The organism is Bacillus sp. GW823-FHT06B01, from assembly GCF_058952315.1.
Genome location: NZ_JBXAHR010000002.1, coordinates 928,976 through 947,307, shown reverse-complemented (window position 1 = coordinate 947,307; position 18,332 = coordinate 928,976). Strand labels below are relative to the sequence as shown.

Here is an 18,332-nt window from a genome sequence, read left to right as displayed (position 1 = left end):
ACCTCCTGATTCCAGACATACTCTATTGAAAGCTTATTCAGCCTCGTCCAAAAAAATGCTATAATTAACTTTTAGTTAGAAAGGAGTGTTCATTTATGGCATTCGATGGATTATTTACAAGAGCAATTACACATGAAATTGCAAATTCTCTTTACACAGGAAGAATTTCCAAAATATATCAACCTTCAAAATACGAGATTTTATTACATATTCGAGCAAACGGAAAAAATCAAAAACTAATTCTTTCCGCTCATCCGACATATGCACGTTTACACTTAACAAATCAAAATTACGATTCACCTGCACTTCCGCCAATGTTTTGTATGCTTCTTCGTAAGCATTTAGAAGGTGGGTTCATTGAAAAAATTGAACAAATTGATTTAGAGCGCATTATTCAAATTACCGTTCGTAGCAGAAATGAAATTGGTGACGAATCGCTAAAAACATTAGTAATTGAAATAATGGGACGACATAGTAACATCATTTTAGTAGACACAAAAACAAACAATATTTTAGATAGCTTAAAACACGTTTCTTTAGCGGTAAACAGACATCGAACTGTATATGCTGGAGCGGAGTACATTGCACCACCAGCACAACATAAAATTAACCCACTCCAGATTGAAACAAATGATGAATTTATTAGACCGCTAGACTTTCTATCTGGAAACATGGATAAACAGCTTGTCGGCACCTTCACGGGAATTTCGCCGTTATTCGCAAAAGAAGTAGTGAAAAAAGCAGGTATGGTAAATGAAAAAGCATTGGCGGACGCATTTTTCTCCATACAAAAACCATTACTAACTCATACATATTCACCAACTATGACTACTTCAAATGGGAAAGAATTCTTTTATCTTTTCCCTCTTGCGCACTTAGCAGGAGAAGACAAGACATTCTCATCTGTTAGTGAATTGCTAGACCGTTTCTTTTTCGGAAAAGCAGAGCGTGACCGTGTAAAACAACAAGCTTATGATTTAGAGCGCTTTATGCAAAACGAAAAAAATAAAAATGAGAAGAAACTCATTAAACTAGAAAAAACATTACAAGATGCCGGAAAAGCAGATAAATATCAACTATTCGGAGAACTACTTACAGCCAATATGTACGCTTTGAAAAAAGGTGATAAAGATATTGAAGTCGTTAACTATTACGACGAAAATGGCGGAACTGTAAAAATTACATTAGATCCTTTAAAAACACCATCTGACAATGCGCAACGCTATTTCCAAAAGTACCAAAAAGCAAAAAATTCAGTTGTTGTTGTAGAAGAACAAATCGAAAAAACAAATGAAGAAATTCTTTATTTTGATAGCTTACTTCAACAAATGGAAGCTGCTTCTTCAAAAGATATTGAAGAAATTCGCGAGGAATTAGCTGAAGAAGGTTATATGCGTAATCGTAAAACGAAAAACGCAAAGAAAAAGCCTACTAAACCAGTATTAGATAAATATGTAGCAAGTGATGGCACAGAAATTTTCGTCGGTAAGAACAATAAACAAAACGATTACTTAACAACGAAATTTGCCCGTCGTGATGAAATTTGGTTACATACGAAAGATATCCCTGGGTCTCATGTTGTCATTCGTTCTCTTGAACCTACCGAAGACACTGTGTTAGAAGCAGCTAAAATCGCTGCCTATTTCAGTAAAGCAAAAGATTCTAGTTCTGTTCCTGTAGATTTCACCAAAATACGCCATGTCAAAAAACCGAGTGGTGCAAAACTTGGTTTTGTTACGTACGACAATCAACAAACCGTATATGTAACACCGGATGCTGATACTGTAATGAAATTAAAAGCGTAAATATAAAAAATGCGTTGCTTATAAGTAACGCATTTTTTATATTTTTTCAATTTAGTTGCTATATCCATTCAATATTGTCAAAAAAATTGACAGTTTCATTTCACATTTGTATAAATTTTTTTACAGCATATAAATAAAGTGCACGTGTAACTCCAATCAATATTTTTTCATCCTCTGCCATTTATTGAAGCAATCTGGATTTTATGAACAAAAAGTCTCCCACAAATTGCGGGCTATTTTTTATCTCCCCTAAAATATATGTTTCCCCTACTATCCTTTCTTCAAATATACATTTTGGCACGCTATTTGCTTTATTCAATACTATGAATAGGGGGAATTAACATGACTTTAAAAATTAATAAAATCCAAAATCAACTACAAAACTATGAAATTGACGGATTGCTTATTACAAAAAAAGAAAATCGCCAATATGCAACAGGCTTTACAGGTAGTGCTGGCGTCGTCTTAATCTCTGCGGATAAAGCTGTTTTCATCACTGATTTTCGCTATGTAGATCAAGCGAAATCACAAATAAAAGATGCTGAAATTATTATGCATACAGGAAATTTAGAAAAAGAAATTGCAACTCAAGTATCGAAATTAAACATTCAAAAACTCGGAATTGAAGAAAACAACATGACATTGCAACAATATAAAAACTTACAAAAATACGTACATGCGGAAATGGTTCAAGTGTGCGAAATCATCGAAAATATTCGTATTATTAAAGACACGCCTGAAATAGAAACAATGAAAATCGCAGCTAATATTGCTGACGAAGCATTTCACCACATCCTTACGTTTCTAAAACCAGGAATTAGTGAAAATGATGTACGAGATGAGTTAGAATTTTTCATGCGAAAAAAAGGGGCTACATCCTCTTCCTTCCAAATCATTGTAGCTTCTGGCGTCCGTTCTTCACTTCCTCATGGAGTTGCATCAAATAAAATAATCGAACGAGGCGACGTCGTTACATTAGATTTCGGTGCACTTTATAATGGATATTGTTCCGATATAACACGTACTGTAGCAATTGGGGAACCGTCAGAAGAATTCAAAAAGATATACAATATTGTACGAGAAGCGTTAAAACGTGGGACGGAAGCAATTAAACCTGGGGAAACTGCGAAAAATATCGATGATATAACGAGAGATTACATTACAGAACATGGATACGGTCAATATTTTGGACACTCTACTGGTCATGGTCTTGGGTTAGAAATTCATGAACCTCTCCGCTTATCCCAAGAAAGTAAAGCTACTTTAGAAGAAGGTATGGTTGTTACAGTGGAACCAGGCATTTATATACCAAACTGGGGCGGTTGTAGAATTGAAGATGATATTGTCATTACAAAAGACGGATATGAAGTTATTACAAAATCAAATCGGGAACTAATTGTTATCCCTTGTTAAAATCATAGCCTTTTTAAAGGAGTTTTTCGTTGCACATAGAATTCTTTCTCTGGAGTAATCGTTTAAAGAGGGGGAATTTTAATTGAATTTTGTAATTGATAAAATAGATGGTTTACAGCCTGAATTTTCCAAACTTGTTTCCATGATGAATTACGCTCGCTACACAACAATGCAAGCGGTGGAAGGTTTATCAATTGAAGAACTTGATTATTTATATGATGAGGAAGCAAACTCAATTGGCATGCTTTTGTACCATATGGCCGCTATTGAATTTTACTACCAGATTCATACTTTTGAAGACCGAGAACCAACGGAAGCTGAATTAGAACGTTGGTTACCTGCTATTGAGTTAGGAGCTCTTGGCCACGAGAAAATAAAAGGAAACTCTATAGAATTTTACATAAACACATTACAAGAAGTACGTTCCAAAACGATCGAGACTTTTCAATCGTTACCTGATGAATGGCTATTTCAAACGACAGACTTTTGGTATGACAAACCAGCAAATAACTACTTTAAGTGGTTTCACGTATTTGAAGATGAAATCAATCATCGCGGACAAATTCGTTTAGTTAAAAAGATGCAAAAATCTCATTCAGTAAAATGAGAAAATGCCACCGAATAAGGGTGGCATTTTCTTTTATTCATTAGCGAATAGCTTTTCATTTACTTTTTTGGCGACTACCGCTACCAACATTAAAATGCATATTAAATATATCAATTTCGCAATAAATAACCAGCCTTGAAACATTACAATTCCATCTATTATCTCATTTCCTTTCAATAACAAAAATGGAATCGTGCTTATTACAATGATAAACTCGATGCTGAAAACAATTTTCTTTTTTCGGCTATATGCCTTCCATTCTTTCCAGCGATACATAGGTGCAAAAATCAATACTCCTATACATAATATAACTGGCACCCATTCACTTTTAAGAAATTGCCCTGAAACAACTGATAATAGTAAACAAACGAGCACGCCATAGTACCCTATTTTCTCTCTCAATCGTACTCCCCCATTCTACTTTCCCTTTAATATGTAACTTGCTACGCTTATAACAATTCTTAGAAAAACAACAACGACAATTACAAGATAAAGACCTTTTGCAGAAGACATCCATTCTTGAAAAATAGACATTTTCTCCATTTGCTTCTGTCCTTCTATTAAAATAAACCCTACGAAAAATGAGCAAATAACAATGATACCTATCATAATTCCGATACTTTTCTTACTATATTGTTTCATATCATCCCAGTTATATAAAAGTACAAAAACAAATCCGAAAACAGGTATGATACTGATCCATTCATTGCTTGTAAATATATTTAAAATGATTAATAGACTACAAGGGAGGATAAATCCCCAAAATCCAATTATTTTGCGCATAAGCCCTCCTTTAATTCCATTTTTAGGATTAATTGTATTGTAACATCCATTTATTGTTCTTACCATTACAGTACATGAAATTTCACTTTTTTCTTTTTCCTATATTCACATACTTTCACTGCTTTCATACAATAAACTACACGAACGCCTAAAGGATGTGAATGTTATGGGAGTTGAATTAACGCTGTTGCATGCTCTCTATATTCTTTGTTTACTCACTATTATTACTTTTTTTATTCTCCGGAAAGATACGACGATTATTTGTATCGTTTTTATCTTTTTGTTAGCATTAACTGCTACAAGTTCTATCCCTCTTGCCATTAGCGGTATTTTTCAAAGTTTCATTTACGCTATTACTGAACTATTACCAACTATATTAATCATCTCCATTATCGTATCAATGAGTAATCTACTCGTTCATACTGGCATAAATGACACGATGATTTCACCATTTACAAAGATGATTCGTACACCTACCCTCGCCTATTGGATGATCGGCCTTTTAATGATGACAATTTCTTTCTTCTTTTGGCCTTCTCCCGCTGTCGCCTTAATGGGAGCTATTTTATTACCGGTCGCTGTACGCGTTGGTCTTCCTCCAATTGGAGTGGCAATTGCTATGAATTTATTCGGACACGGCATCGCCTTATCTGGTGACTTCGTTATTCAAGGTGCACCAAAATTAACTGCAGACGCTGCTGGTCTTCCTGTTTCCAGCGTTGTTTCTGCCAGTGTTCCTCTCGTAATTGTTATGGGCATTGTGACAACTTCCGTCGCATTTTTCTTCTTACGAAAAGAATTTCATACAGGCTTATCCATACAAGAATCTATTCCATCAACTGCGTCTTCTAAAACGCTCACTTCATTATCTCCTCGGACAAAAAAATGGCTCGCTATTTGCATTCCGATCGTATATGCCATCGATATCCTTTGCATGATTCAATTTAAACTACAAGGAAGCGACGCAACTGCACTTATCGGCGGGACGACTGTTATTATAATTATCATCATTTCTCTCATCGCCTACAAAGGTAATGGACTAAATAAAACGACCGATTATTTTATAGAAGGGCTCCAATTCGGATTTAAAATCTTTGGTCCAGTTATCCCAATTGCTGCACTCTTTTATTTAGGGGATAGCGGTTTTGTAAAAATTATCGGGGACTATTTACCGAAAGGTTCACACGGAATCATTAACGACTTAGGAATCGCTTTGTCTCAAACAGTTCCTTTAAATCAATATGTATCGGCGGGAACATTAACTATCGTTGGTGTCATAACAGGTTTAGATGGATCTGGCTTTTCTGGTATATCGCTTGCTGGTTCAATTGCCAATCTTTTCGGAACAGCACTTGGGCATGGAACAGCTACATTAACAGCACTCGGGCAAATTGCTGCTATATGGACCGGAGGCGGGACTTTAATTCCTTGGGCACTTATTCCTGCCGCTGCCATTTGTAAAGTGGACCCATTTGAACTCGCACGCCGAAATTTTTTACCAGTTGTGATTGGCTTAATTGTCACCACGATCGTTGCGATGTTTATTCTATAGCGTAAGCAAGTTTTCTCTTGCTTACGCTTTTTTACTATGAAATCCAGCATTTATTACTGACTTTCAAAAGGTATTATATACATGTTAGCGAAGTTATATTAAGAGAGTATTTATTCCAAAACGTTTACGAGAAACAGATTACTTCCATTAGAAAAGGGGACATAACTATGAATGAATTGATTTTCGTCTTATTAATTTGTCCATTACTTATCTTTATCATTTCTGTTATTGGAACACGTAGAACGAAAACATATTACGTAATGCCAATTGTAACGTTTGCTAGTTTTTTAATAATAGGTGTTATCGCCTTTACTCCAAAATTTTTCTTTTGGGTTGGCATGTACAGCATCTTCTCGTTCATTGTTTCTTATATGACTCTATTGTTTGTAAGAGGATATGAAGTTGCGGAAAACGCTAAATAGTTGTTAGCAAGGAGATTAGAATATGATTTTCTTTGATATTGATGGAACTTTACATGAAATTATAACAATAATATAAAAAAAACGACCGCGTTCCCCCGCGGTCGTTTTTTTCGTGTTACGCTGTAATCCAAGCTTCGTTTGCTGGATTTTTACGCCACTCTTGTAATTTTTTCGTTTCAGCTTGTCCGATCATACCTTTTTCTGCTGCTACTTCAGTTAATGCACTGTAGTCGCTTAAAGAGTATGATGCTACGTTAGCTGCCTCTAGTTTTTCTTTTCCTGCTTCTAGCTCGTATGTGAAGATTGATACGATTCCTAATACTTCACATCCAGCTTCGCGAAGTGCTTCTACACATGTAATTGCACTACCGCCAGTTGAAATTAAGTCTTCTACTACTACTACTTTTTGACCTTTTTCAGCTTTTCCTTCAATTTGGTTCCCTTTACCGTGACCTTTTGCTTTACTACGTACGTAGCACATTGGTAAATCCATACGATCGCTTACCCATGCAGCGTGCGCAATACCAGCCGTTGCTGTTCCTGCAATAACTTCTACAGTTGGGAAGTGCTCTTTAATTAACTCTTCTAATCCAGCTGCAATCGCTTGACGTACTTTTGGATAAGATAAAGTTAAACGATTATCACAATAAATTGGTGATTTCATACCTGAGGACCAAGTGAATGGATCATTCGGTTGTAAAAATACTGCTCCAATTTCTAATAAATGCGATGCGATTTCTTTTTTCATACTGTTACACCTTCCCACTGTTGTTTTACTGTTTTATACGCTTCAAGCGGATTTTCCGCTTTTGTAATACTACGTCCAACTACGATGTAGCTTGAGCCAAGTTCCCTCGCACGTTTCGGTGTTGCTACGCGCACCTGGTCATTTATATCATCGCTTGCAAGACGAATCCCCGGTGTTACTGTTACAAATTCATTTCCGCATACTTCACGTAATTTCGGAACTTCAAGTGTTGAACAAACAACACCATCAAGTCCACTTTCTTTCGTTAGTTTTGCATAATGAGCAACCGCTTCTTCTAACGTTTTCTCAATGCCAATCTCTTTTTTCATCATAGCTTCCGAAGTGCTTGTTAGTTGTGTAACTGCAATACAAATCGGTCTCTCTTTTCCTTCTTGCGTACCTTCCTCTAATCCCTCAATCGCAGCTTTCATCATACTGCTTCCCCCAGCAGCATGAACATTTACCATATCAACATCTAGACTAGCTAGGCTACGCATAGCGCTTTTTACTGTATTCGGAATATCATGAAGTTTTAAATCTAGGAAGATCTTATGCCCTTTTTCTTTTAAGTACGTAATAATCGCAGGGCCTTCTTTGTAAAATAACTCCATACCTACTTTGACAAATAGCTCTTCCCCTTCAAAGTGGTGTAAGAATTGTTCTACATCTTGTTTCCCTGGAAAATCTAGTGCAACGATTAACGACTGTGACATGTTTGTTTCCAGCTCCTTCCTTGACATTCCGAAATGTGATCAAATCCTAATTCATCTAGTAATGCTGGTAATTCTTCAATAATTGTCGGACATACGAACGGATCGATAAAGTTCGCTGTTCCAACTGCAACCGCGCTTGCGCCAGCATAGAAGAATTCAATTACATCTTCCGCAGTTTCAATACCACCCATTCCGATAATCGGAATGTTAACCGCTTGACTTACTTCATGTACCATACGAATTGCTACTGGCTTAATCGCAGGACCTGATAATCCGCCTGTACGGTTTGCTAAAATTGGTTTAGCTGTTTTTAAATCTAGACGCATACCAAGCAATGTATTAATCATCGTTAAACCGTCCGCACCCGCATTTTCAATTGCTTTTGCAATCTCCACAATGTTTGCCACGTTCGGTGACAATTTCACATATACCGGTACTTCAGAAACCTCTTTTACTCGCTTCGTTAAATCAGCAGCAATTTCAGGATTCGTACCAAAAGCGATACCACCCGTTTTTACGTTTGGACAAGAAATATTTAATTCTAGCGCATGAACATTAGGTGCCTTTGAAATTTCTTTCGCAACTGCTACATAATCCTCAGCTTGTGAGCCAGCAACATTCGCAATAATCGGAAGATCAAATTGCTCGAGAAAAGGTAATTCAGAATTCATTACCTTTTCTAATCCAGGATTTTGAAGCCCGATTGCATTTAGCATTCCGCCTGGTGTTTCCGCAACACGAGGCGTTGGGTTTCCGTAACGAGGCTGTTCTGTTGTCGCTTTAATCATAATTGATCCAAGTACACTTAAATCATAGAACTGTGCATACTCACGACCAAATCCGAAGCAACCAGATGCTGGGATGATTGGATTTTTTAATGATAACCCTGGTAATTCAACTTGCAATCTGTTCATAGTACAACCTCCCCGATTGGAAATACTGGTCCGTCACTACACACCTTCTTGTAAGAATGTCCACTCGGATCTGCTTGTAAATGGCATACACATGCAAAACATGCTCCAATGCCACAGCCCATACGCTCTTCTAATGAAATGTAGGCTTTTCTCTCTTTATAGCGTCCTTCTAATGCACGAAGCATCGCTAAAGGTCCACATGAGTATAGAATGTCAAAGTCGATTCCATAGCTATCAATTACATCTGTTACAAAGCCTTCTGTACCATGCGTACCATCAACTGTTGCAACATACGTATCACCAAGCTCTGCGAATTTCTCTTCATAGAAGACAACATCTTTCGTTTGGAAACCTAAGATGTGAATAACGCGTACTCCCTTTGCTACAAGACGCTGTGACAATTCATATAGTGGTGGTACACCAATTCCCCCTCCAACTAATAGAGCCGTTTGTCCAGCTTCCGCTTCTTCTACAGGAAAACCATGTCCAAGTGGTCCTAACACATCTACAAGTTCGCCTTGTTTTCTTTTCGCTAATGTTTTTGTTCCTTGTCCTTCCGCACGATATAGCATTGTAAATTCGTTCTTGTCTTGATCGACATTACAAATACTAATTGGGCGGCGCAGAAGGGGCGTAATGCCCTCTGCTACCTTAATGTGTACAAACTGCCCTGGATCGTTCATTTGCTGCACTAGATCCCCTTGAAGCACTAATTCGTAAATGTTTTTTGCGATTTCTTTTTGGTTAACGACGATCATATTTTGCTTTTGCATCATGCGTGTACCACCTCGTGACGCTTCGTTTGCGTAATTTCTTTCATTGAATGAGCTGAGAATGTCATAGATTCTAATACTCGTAAGATTGCTCTCGTTGTATCAAGTGATGTTAAGCAAGCCACACCATTTTCTACTGATTCACGGCGAATGCGGAAACCATCACGCGCTGGTTGTTTGCCTTTTGTTAATGTATTGATTACAAACTGTGCTTTTCCTTGACGGATAATATCAAGTAAGTTGTATTCTTCAGAATCAATTTTATTTACAACTTGCACTGGAATGTTTTGCTCTGCTAACGATTGTGCTGTTCCAGCTGTTGCTAATAAGTTATAGCCGATTTCGTGGAAACGTTTTGCAATTTCCATTGCTTCTTCTTTATCTTTATCCGCTACAGTGATGATTACTGATCCGTGCGTTGGGATGTTAATTCCTGAAGCAACTAACCCTTTGTATAATGCTTTTTCAAGTGTTAAGTCTTTACCCATTACTTCCCCTGTTGATTTCATTTCAGGTCCTAATGTTGTATCAACTGAACGTAGCTTCGCAAATGAGAATACCGGTGCTTTTACATACACTTCTTTCTCTTCTGGGTGATAACCAGTTCCATATCCTTGTTCTACAAGATCTTGACCTAAAATAACTTTCGTTGCAACATTCGCCATCGGTACGCCTGTAATTTTACTTAAGAATGGTACTGTACGGCTCGCACGTGGATTTACTTCAATTACATACACTTCATCTTTGAATACTACAAACTGAATGTTTAGTAATCCAACAATGTTTAAACCTTTTCCAAGTGCAATTGTATGTTCAATAATTTGTTCTTTCAGTTTTGCAGATAAGCTTTGCGGTGGATATACTCCGATTGAGTCACCAGAGTGAACTCCAGCGCGTTCAATATGTTCCATAATACCTGGAATGAATACATTCTCACCGTCTGAAATTGCATCTACTTCAATTTCTTTACCAACCATGTAACGATCGATTAATACTGGATGATCTGCGTGAACTTTAACCGCATTTTTCATGTAGTGCAGCAGTTCTTCTTGACGATATACGATTTCCATCGCGCGTCCACCTAGTACGTAAGATGGTCTTACTAATACTGGGTAACCAATTTTGTCAGCGATTGCTACCGCTTGCTCTACAGTCGTTGCTGTTTTACCAACTGGCTGCGGAATACCAAGTTGTGTTAGAGCTGCTTCAAACTTATCACGATCTTCTGCACGGTCTAAATCTTCAAGTGATGTTCCTAAGATTTTCACACCGTGAGCCTCTAATTTAGCAGCTAAGTTAATTGCCGTTTGTCCACCGAATTGGACGATAACACCTTCTGGTTTTTCTAAATCGATAATGTGCATTACATCTTCAATTGTTAATGGTTCAAAGTATAATTTGTCAGAAATACTGAAGTCTGTTGAAACTGTTTCTGGATTGTTATTAACAATGATTGCCTCATATCCCGCTTCTTTAATTGCCCATACAGAGTGAACTGTTGCATAGTCAAACTCAACACCTTGACCGATACGGATTGGACCAGATCCTAGTACGACAACACTCTTACGATCTGTTCTAACTGATTCATTCTCGTCACCATATGTGCTGTAGTAGTAGGGTGTTGCAGATTCAAACTCTGCCGCACAAGTATCTACCATTTTATAAACAGGAGTTATGTTGCTTTCTTTACGCATATCGTAAATTTCACGCTCTGTTTTGTTCCAAGCATTGGCGATGTAATGGTCACTGAAGCCCATTTCTTTCGCTGATTGTAATACTTCCATATTTCCTACATTTGCTTTTACTTCGCGTTCCATGTTTACGATATTTTCAACTTTTTGTAAGAAGAAGAAGTCCATTTCACACCAATTGTTGATTTCTTCTTTCGTTACACCTTGACGAATTGCTTCTGCTACAATAAACAGTCGCTCATCATCAGCTTTTATAATGCGTTTTTTCATTGTCTCTTTATCAAGCTCTTTTAAATGCTCTAACTCTAAGTGATAAACACCAAGTTCTAAAGAACGAATCGCTTTTAATAATGATTGCTCTAAGTTACGTCCGATTGACATAACTTCACCAGTTGCCTTCATTTGTGTACCCAGTGTTCTGTTTGCTGATTCAAACTTATCAAATGGCCAGCGTGGAATTTTTGAAACAACATAGTCTAATGCTGGTTCGAAACAAGCATATGTTTTTTGTGTTACTGGATTTATAATTTCATCTAATGTTAAACCGACTGCAATTTTTGCCGCTAGCTTCGCAATTGGATATCCAGTTGCTTTAGATGCTAGTGCAGATGAACGACTTACACGCGGGTTTACTTCGATTACATAATATTGGAAGCTATATGGATCAAGTGCAAGCTGAACGTTACATCCACCTTCAATTCCTAATGCACGAATAATTCGTAATGAAGTGTTTCGTAACATTTGATATTCACGGTCACTTAATGTTTGGCTCGGTGCTACAACGATAGAATCACCTGTGTGAACCCCAACTGGATCGATATTTTCCATGTTACATACTACAATCGCGTTATCATTTGAATCACGCATTACTTCATATTCAATTTCCTTACAACCAGCAATGCTCTTTTCTAATAAACATTGTGTTACCGGACTATGTTTTAATCCACCTGATACGATTTCAACTAGTTCTTCTTCATTACTACAGATTCCGCCACCTGTTCCCCCCATTGTAAATGCTGGGCGAACAATAACTGGATATCCAATTTCTTTTACAAATTCATGTGCTTCTTCTAGCGTATGAATAATGGTACTAGATGGAATTGGTTCATTTAATTCCTGCATTAAGGTACGGAATAAATCACGATCCTCCGCTTGCTCGATTGCTGATAATTTTGTTCCTAAAATTTCAACTCCGCACTCTTCAAGTATGCCTGATTTCGCAAGTTCAACAGCCATATTCAGGCCTGTTTGACCACCTAATGTTGGTAAGATTGCATCTGGACGTTCTTTACGAATGATACGGCTTACAAATTCTAGTGTTAATGGTTCTATATATACTTTATCTGCCGTTGCAGTATCTGTCATAATTGTTGCTGGGTTAGAGTTAACAAGGATTACTTTGTAACCTTCTTCTCTAAGAGATTGACAAGCTTGTGTACCAGAGTAGTCAAACTCTGCTGCTTGCCCAATTACAATTGGTCCTGATCCGATTACTAAAATTGTGTTAATGTCTAGGCGTTTTGGCATAACTCTTCCCCTTCTTTCTTGAAGTTTTCAATCATTGCTAAGAAATCTTCGAACAAATCGTTTGCATCTTCTGGTCCTGCAGAAGCTTCTGGATGGTATTGCACTGTAAATGCTGGGAACTTCGTATGACGAAGACCTTCTACTGTTCCATCATTTAAAGCAACATGTGTAATTTCAAGTTCTGTATTTTTAACTGATTCTTCTTCTACTGCGTAACCATGATTTTGAGATGTAATTGCTACTTTTCCAGTTGCAAGATGTTTTACCGGATGGTTTAAACCACGGTGACCGAATTTTAACTTACTTGTATTCGCACCAGATGCTAGAGCGAATAGTTGATGTCCTAAGCAAATTCCGAATAAAGGAACTTTACCGATAATGTCTTTTAACATTTCAATTGCTTCTGGTACATCTTTTGGATCTCCAGGTCCGTTACTTAACATAATTCCATCTGGGCTAAGACGTAAAATTTCTTCTGCTGTTGTATTGTAAGGTACTACAATTACATCACAGTCACGTTTATTTAATTCTCGTAAAATACCATGTTTCATTCCGAAGTCTACAAGTACAACTCGGTGTCCACGGCCTGGGCTTGGGTATGGATCTTTCGTTGATACGCGTTTCACGTGATCTGTAAATACTGTCGCTTTTAATTGGCTCACGATGTATTCTACATCTGCATCCATGTTACATATACGTCCACGTAATGTACCGTATTGACGAATTTTTCTCGTTAATTTTCTTGTATCAATTCCTGCTAACCCTGGGATATTTCTTTCTTTTAAGTAATCATTTAACGAAATTTCATTACGGAAGTTTGATGGATGATCACAAATTTCGTTTACGATTAAACCATTTACAGATGGGTGAATTGATTCAAAATCATCACGGTTAATGCCGTAGTTTCCGATTAATGGGTACGTGAATGTTACGATTTGACCGCAATATGATGGATCAGATAATGTTTCTTGATATCCAGTCATTCCTGTTGTAAATACAACCTCACCTGACTTTTCGATTTCTCCTCCGAAACCTTTTCCAATTAATACTGTTCCATCTTCTAAGATAAGTTGTCTTTTCATACTAATGCACTCTCCTTTTGCCATGCGATCTTACCACCAACGATTGTCATTACCGGCCATCCTTGGCATTTCCAACCTGCGAATGGTGTATTTTTTCCTTTTGATAAGAATGTTGTTGGGTCAATCTCTTCTTCTTGTTCTAAATCAATGATTGTAATATCAGCTGTTCTACCTTCTTTCAGGCGACCTGCTTCTAAGCCGAATGTATCAGCTGGTTTTTCTGTTAAGAATTGAATTAACTGCTCTAATGTAATAATTCCTTTTTTCACAAGGTTTGTGTATAGAAGTGGGAATGCTGTTTCAAAACCAGTAATTCCGAATGGTGCTCTTTCAATTCCTTGCGCTTTCTCTTCCGCTGTATGCGGTGCATGATCAGTTGCGATCATATCAATTGTTCCATCTAATAAACCTTCAATTAGTGCTGCGTGATCTTCTTTTCCACGAAGCGGCGGGTTCATTTTAAAGTTAGGATCAGCTGATGGGATATCATCTTCACATAACACTAAATGATGAGGTGTTACTTCTGCTGTTACTTTAATTCCAGCGCGTTTCGCATCTCGAATTACGCGTACAGAACCTTTCGTACTTACGTGACATACGTGATAGTGACAATCTGCCGCTTCAGCAAGCAGTATATCCCTTGCAATATGTACAGATTCACATACTGATGGGATACCGTTTAATCCGTGTTTCTCAGAAAACTTCCCTTCATGTACACAACCTTTATTAATAAGAGTATTCTCTTCACAATGCGCAACTACTGCCATATTTAATTTCGCTGCACGCTTCATAGCAGCTAACATCATGCTAGCATCTTGTACGCCTACACCGTCATCAGTGAAAGCAAATGCTCCAAGTTCTTTTAATGTTTCGAAATCTGTCATTTCAGAACCAGCTTGGCGTACTGTAATTGCTCCGTATGGTAGTACGTTGACATGCGCTTTTTCTTTAATACGATTTTGCAAGTCTTCCATATGTTCTCTGCAATCTGGTACTGGGCGTGTATTTGGCATTGCACAAATTGTAGTGAACCCACCTTTTGCCGCTGCTAGTGTACCTGTTTCAATTGTTTCTTTATGTTCACCACCTGGTTCACGAAGATGTACGTGTACATCTACTAATCCAGGTGCGATTAACTTTCCGTTCACATCGATTACTTCAGCATTATCTGCCGTAATATTTTCTGCTACCTTAGCGATTTTACCGTCTTGTACGAGAAGATCTGTTGCTACGATTTTTCCTTCTTCATTCATATAACGACCATTTTTAAACAAGTAATTCATGTTTCATTCCTCCTAATACATTTGGTAAGGCGCGTTTTAGTACAGCCATTCTTACGTAAACTCCATTTTCCATTTGTTTAAATATGCGTGAACGCTCACACTCAACAAGTTCACTTGCAATTTCAACATCACGGTTTACAGGAGCTGGATGCATAATAATGCTTCCTTCTTTCATACGCTTTTCTCTTTCCACTGTTAATCCGTGTTTCTCATGATACTCTTTCATAATGTCTGTTTCATAATGATCATGACGCTCATGTTGTACACGAAGTAACATCATTACATCCACTTCTGGAACAAGTTCATCTAATGGTTTGTATGTTCCAAACGTGCTGTCTTCATCTTTCCACTCTTCTGGACTTGCAAAGTAAATTGTTGCACCCAGTTTCGTTAATGCTTCTGCATTAGAACGTGCTACTCGGCTATGACGAATATCTCCTACTATCGCAATCTTTAATCCTTCAAATCTTCCAAACTCTTGTTTAATTGTAAGAAGATCGAGTAGGCACTGCGTTGGATGATTTCCACATCCATCTCCAGCGTTTAAGATTGGGATATTTACCTGTTCTTTTAGTTCATCGAAGTAGCGATCTTGCTCATGGCGGACGATCACCGCTTTTGTTCCGATTGATTCTAGTGTTCTTATCGTATCGTATAAAGTTTCTCCTTTTTGTACGCTTGATGCATCCGCTGAAAAGTTTAAAACTTCAATTCCTAATCTCTTCTCAGCAACTTCAAAGCTAAATCTCGTTCTCGTACTATTCTCAAAGAACAAGTTCGCAACAAAAGTTTGCTCTGTCGTTTTGCTCTCTTTTCCATTCGCGAAATCTTCTGCGTCTTTTAGGATTTCTGAAATTTCTACTTCCGATAATTCACTCATCGTTAACAAATGGCTCATCGTCATCCCTCATCTTTCTGATTTTTATGTTACCACTTTTGTATTTTTATAACAACTTTTGTATAAAAATACCCTAGTCATTTGAGACTAGGGTGCAAGGAAGAAGCCACCCTTTCCGGTCTCACAGGACTGAATTAAAAGGTTATTATTATGAAGCAATCTGCTTAGATTGTTTTATTTGTTTCGTTTCTGGTAGTAGTAGATTTAATAGTACACCTACAATTGCTGCTAGTGCCATTCCTTCTACTTGGAACGATTCTCCTACGTGGAGTACCGCTCCACCAATACCGATTACTAGTATTACTGATGCAATCATTAAGTTTCGTTTGTCACTTAGGTCTGTTTTATCATCTACCATCATGCGTAATCCGCTTGATGCAATTACACCGAATAGTAAGATTGATACACCACCCATAACTGGTGTTGGGATCGAATGAATCAGTGCAGAAATCTTACCGATAAATCCGAACATGATTGCAAACACCGCTGAGCCGATGAATAAGTATACACTGTATGCTCTCGTAATTGCTAACACACCGATGTTTTCACCATACGTTGTATTCGGTGGTCCACCTATTAGTGATGCAATCAATGTTGCTATTCCATCACCGAAGATTGAGCGATGTAAACCTGGTTTTTCAATTAAATCTCTTTTAATAACATTTCCTAGTACAATTTGATGTCCGATATGTTCTGAAATTGTTACTAATGCTACTGGTACCATCAAGAGTACAATCTTCCACGAAAACTCCGGAGTATATGTTACAAATGGTACTGTGAAATCTGGTACAACAAACCATTTTGCCTCAGCTACCGGCTTTAAGTTTACTAGCCCTTGGAAGTAAGCAAAGATATATCCGCCGACAATGCCCAGTAACACTGGTATGATACTGAAAAACCCTCTTCCGAATATAGAGCAGATAATTGTAATTGCTAATGTTACTAATGCTACTGAAAAGTGTGTAAAGCTATATTTGCCATCCGCACCGTTCATCGCCATGTTAACTGCTGTATGTGCTAAAGCTAGACCGATTACCATTACGACTGGACCAACTACGATTGGCGGAAGTAATTTCATAATCCACTCTGATCCTGACTTCTTAATTCCGAGTGAGATTAAGATGTACACAAGTCCTGCAAACAAACCACCAAGCATTGCTGCTCCAGGTCCACCTGCTGTTTTCGCTGTTATAATCGGTGCGATAAAGGCGAATGATGATCCTAGATAGGCAGGTACTTGACCTTTCGTTATAAGAAGAAACGCTAGCGTTCCTAATCCACTTGATATTAATGCTACTGACGGATTCAATCCTGTTAAAAACGGAACAAGCACTGTTGATCCAAACATCGCGAACAAATGTTGTATACTTAAAAATAACCATTTTCCCGGTTTCGGTACTTCATTAACGTCTAACACTGGCTTTTGTTCCATTGTTACATCCTCCTTCAGTTTAAATCTTTGCAATAAAAAAACTCTTTGTGCCTGTGCACAAAGAGTCCTACACTTTCGTATGCCAAATTTGACATATGAAAGCCAAGACCCTTTGGCAGCCTCACAGGACTACATTTAAAAGGGCTTTACTTATCGTATATGCTTACTCGATCTTGTTGATCTGTCTCTTGCAAATCAACTTCGATACGCTCTTCACTTGATGTTGGAATGTTCTTTCCTACATAATCAGCGCGAATTGGTAGTTCACGATGACCTCTATCAACAAGAACCGCCAGTTGGATTTGTGATGGTCTACCTAAATCCATAAGAGCATCCATTGCTGCTCGAACTGTTCTTCCTGTATATAATACATCATCCACAAGGATAACTTTTTTCTTCGTAATATCTACAGGGATATCAGAACCTTTTACAAGTGGTTCTTCATTTTTCGATTGTAGTGTTAGATCATCACGATATAACGTAATATCTAGCTCTCCAACTTCCATTTCTTTTCCTTCAATTTGACCAATTCGTTCTGCCAAACGTTGTGCAATAAAAATTCCACGAGTTTTAATTCCGACAAGAACACAATTATCGACACCTTTATTTCGTTCCACGATTTCATGACTAATTCGTGTTAAAGCGCGGCGAATCATTTGGTCATCTAAAACAACAGCTTTCTCTTGCAT

General features: G+C 37.7%; 17 protein-coding genes. 5 read left to right on the top strand and 12 right to left on the bottom strand.

Annotated features, from left to right (window positions below; all coding sequences use genetic code 11):
• The first annotated feature begins 95 nt into the window (after positions 1-95).
• The 3 genes from AC1Q8N_RS12085 to AC1Q8N_RS12075 all read left to right on the top strand — a co-directional run bounded on the left by AC1Q8N_RS12085 (position 96) and on the right by AC1Q8N_RS12075 (position 3,825).
• Positions 96-1,805 carry an Rqc2 family fibronectin-binding protein gene (locus tag AC1Q8N_RS12085; protein ID WP_098642752.1) on the top strand — a complete coding sequence of 570 codons (1,710 nt, stop codon included), beginning with the start codon at positions 96-98 and terminating at the stop codon, positions 1,803-1,805.
• Positions 1,806-2,147: 342 nt separating this feature from the next.
• Positions 2,148-3,218: a M24 family metallopeptidase gene (locus tag AC1Q8N_RS12080; protein ID WP_048546047.1), complete on the top strand. Its 1,071-nt coding sequence runs from the start codon at positions 2,148-2,150 to the stop codon at positions 3,216-3,218.
• Positions 3,219-3,300: 82 nt separating this feature from the next.
• Complete coding sequence (locus tag AC1Q8N_RS12075; protein WP_098642753.1) at positions 3,301-3,825, top strand: DinB family protein; 525 nt, start codon at positions 3,301-3,303, stop codon at positions 3,823-3,825.
• Between the two features lie 33 nt (positions 3,826-3,858).
• Here AC1Q8N_RS12075 and AC1Q8N_RS12070 read toward each other — a convergent pair whose 3' ends face one another.
• Both AC1Q8N_RS12070 and AC1Q8N_RS12065 read right to left on the bottom strand, forming a co-directional pair.
• Entirely contained in the window at positions 3,859-4,227 is a 369-nt protein-coding gene (locus tag AC1Q8N_RS12070) for a YoqO family protein (RefSeq protein WP_048546051.1), read from the bottom strand.
• Between the two features lie 15 nt (positions 4,228-4,242).
• Positions 4,243-4,674: a YoqO family protein gene (locus AC1Q8N_RS12065; protein ID WP_493521186.1), complete on the bottom strand. Its 432-nt coding sequence runs from the start codon at positions 4,672-4,674 to the stop codon at positions 4,243-4,245.
• A gap of 100 nt (positions 4,675-4,774) precedes the next feature.
• On the opposite strand from AC1Q8N_RS12065, the gene AC1Q8N_RS12060 reads away from it, so the two are divergent.
• Positions 4,775-6,160 (top strand): hypothetical protein, encoded by a 1,386-nt coding sequence (locus tag AC1Q8N_RS12060; RefSeq protein WP_098642755.1) that lies wholly within the window; start codon positions 4,775-4,777, stop codon positions 6,158-6,160.
• Positions 6,161-6,327: 167 nt separating this feature from the next.
• Positions 6,328-6,582, top strand: a complete 255-nt coding sequence (locus tag AC1Q8N_RS12055) for a YbeF family protein (protein ID WP_098077323.1) — start codon at positions 6,328-6,330, stop codon at positions 6,580-6,582.
• 115 nt (positions 6,583-6,697) lie between these two features.
• Here AC1Q8N_RS12055 and pyrE read toward each other — a convergent pair whose 3' ends face one another.
• From pyrE to pyrR, 10 genes are all read right to left on the bottom strand, one after another.
• Positions 6,698-7,330 (bottom strand): orotate phosphoribosyltransferase, encoded by a 633-nt coding sequence (pyrE, locus tag AC1Q8N_RS12050; RefSeq protein WP_000711449.1) that lies wholly within the window; start codon positions 7,328-7,330, stop codon positions 6,698-6,700.
• The gene (gene pyrF, locus AC1Q8N_RS12045; protein WP_048546062.1) at positions 7,327-8,043 is read right to left on the bottom strand and encodes an orotidine-5'-phosphate decarboxylase; all 717 of its coding nucleotides are present in this window, start codon (positions 8,041-8,043) and stop codon (positions 7,327-7,329) included. The genes pyrE and pyrF overlap by 4 nt, the downstream gene beginning before the upstream one ends.
• Positions 8,028-8,957, bottom strand: coding sequence for a dihydroorotate oxidase B catalytic subunit (pyrD, locus tag AC1Q8N_RS12040; RefSeq protein WP_001081053.1), 930 nt, complete (start codon positions 8,955-8,957; stop codon positions 8,028-8,030). Before pyrD ends, pyrF begins: the two co-directional genes overlap by 16 nt.
• Complete coding sequence (pyrK, locus tag AC1Q8N_RS12035; RefSeq protein WP_000983346.1) at positions 8,954-9,733, bottom strand: dihydroorotate oxidase B electron transfer subunit; 780 nt, start codon at positions 9,731-9,733, stop codon at positions 8,954-8,956. Before pyrK ends, pyrD begins: the two co-directional genes overlap by 4 nt.
• A complete protein-coding gene (gene carB, locus AC1Q8N_RS12030; RefSeq protein ID WP_098642756.1) occupies positions 9,730-12,948 on the bottom strand; it encodes a carbamoyl-phosphate synthase large subunit in 3,219 nt (1,072 codons plus the stop codon). The genes pyrK and carB overlap by 4 nt, the downstream gene beginning before the upstream one ends.
• Positions 12,933-14,030, bottom strand: a complete 1,098-nt coding sequence (locus AC1Q8N_RS12025) for a carbamoyl phosphate synthase small subunit (RefSeq protein ID WP_098047865.1) — start codon at positions 14,028-14,030, stop codon at positions 12,933-12,935. Before AC1Q8N_RS12025 ends, carB begins: the two co-directional genes overlap by 16 nt.
• Positions 14,027-15,313 (bottom strand): dihydroorotase, encoded by a 1,287-nt coding sequence (pyrC, locus tag AC1Q8N_RS12020; RefSeq protein WP_001108374.1) that lies wholly within the window; start codon positions 15,311-15,313, stop codon positions 14,027-14,029. The genes AC1Q8N_RS12025 and pyrC overlap by 4 nt, the downstream gene beginning before the upstream one ends.
• Positions 15,297-16,211, bottom strand: coding sequence for an aspartate carbamoyltransferase (gene pyrB / locus AC1Q8N_RS12015; protein ID WP_098642758.1), 915 nt, complete (start codon positions 16,209-16,211; stop codon positions 15,297-15,299). The genes pyrC and pyrB overlap by 17 nt, the downstream gene beginning before the upstream one ends.
• 148 nt (positions 16,212-16,359) lie before the next feature.
• The gene (uraA, locus tag AC1Q8N_RS12010) at positions 16,360-17,643 is read right to left on the bottom strand and encodes a uracil permease (protein ID WP_141499128.1); all 1,284 of its coding nucleotides are present in this window, start codon (positions 17,641-17,643) and stop codon (positions 16,360-16,362) included.
• A 146-nt stretch (positions 17,644-17,789) separates the two neighbouring features.
• On the bottom strand, positions 17,790-18,332 hold the full coding sequence (gene pyrR / locus AC1Q8N_RS12005; RefSeq protein ID WP_001156490.1) for a bifunctional pyrimidine operon transcriptional regulator/uracil phosphoribosyltransferase: 543 nt from the start codon (positions 18,330-18,332) through the stop codon (positions 17,790-17,792).

Coding starts and splice junctions, on each gene's coding strand:
- AC1Q8N_RS12085 (WP_098642752.1), top strand. CDS start 96: ATGGCATTCGATGGATTATTTACAAGAGCAATTACACATGAAATTGCA.
- AC1Q8N_RS12080 (WP_048546047.1), top strand. CDS start 2,148: ATGACTTTAAAAATTAATAAAATCCAAAATCAACTACAAAACTATGAA.
- AC1Q8N_RS12065 (WP_493521186.1), bottom strand. CDS start 4,674: ATGGTAAGAACAATAAATGGATGTTACAATACAATTAATCCTAAAAAT.
- AC1Q8N_RS12060 (WP_098642755.1), top strand. CDS start 4,775: ATGGGAGTTGAATTAACGCTGTTGCATGCTCTCTATATTCTTTGTTTA.
- AC1Q8N_RS12055 (WP_098077323.1), top strand. CDS start 6,328: ATGAATGAATTGATTTTCGTCTTATTAATTTGTCCATTACTTATCTTT.
- pyrE (WP_000711449.1), bottom strand. CDS start 7,330: ATGAAAAAAGAAATCGCATCGCATTTATTAGAAATTGGAGCAGTATTT.
- pyrF (WP_048546062.1), bottom strand. CDS start 8,043: ATGTCACAGTCGTTAATCGTTGCACTAGATTTTCCAGGGAAACAAGAT.
- pyrD (WP_001081053.1), bottom strand. CDS start 8,957: ATGAACAGATTGCAAGTTGAATTACCAGGGTTATCATTAAAAAATCCA.
- pyrK (WP_000983346.1), bottom strand. CDS start 9,733: ATGATGCAAAAGCAAAATATGATCGTCGTTAACCAAAAAGAAATCGCA.
- carB (WP_098642756.1), bottom strand. CDS start 12,948: ATGCCAAAACGCCTAGACATTAACACAATTTTAGTAATCGGATCAGGA.
- AC1Q8N_RS12025 (WP_098047865.1), bottom strand. CDS start 14,030: ATGAAAAGACAACTTATCTTAGAAGATGGAACAGTATTAATTGGAAAA.
- pyrC (WP_001108374.1), bottom strand. CDS start 15,313: ATGAATTACTTGTTTAAAAATGGTCGTTATATGAATGAAGAAGGAAAA.
- pyrB (WP_098642758.1), bottom strand. CDS start 16,211: ATGAGCCATTTGTTAACGATGAGTGAATTATCGGAAGTAGAAATTTCA.
- uraA (WP_141499128.1), bottom strand. CDS start 17,643: ATGGAACAAAAGCCAGTGTTAGACGTTAATGAAGTACCGAAACCGGGA.
- pyrR (WP_001156490.1), bottom strand. CDS start 18,332: ATGCAAGAGAAAGCTGTTGTTTTAGATGACCAAATGATTCGCCGCGCT.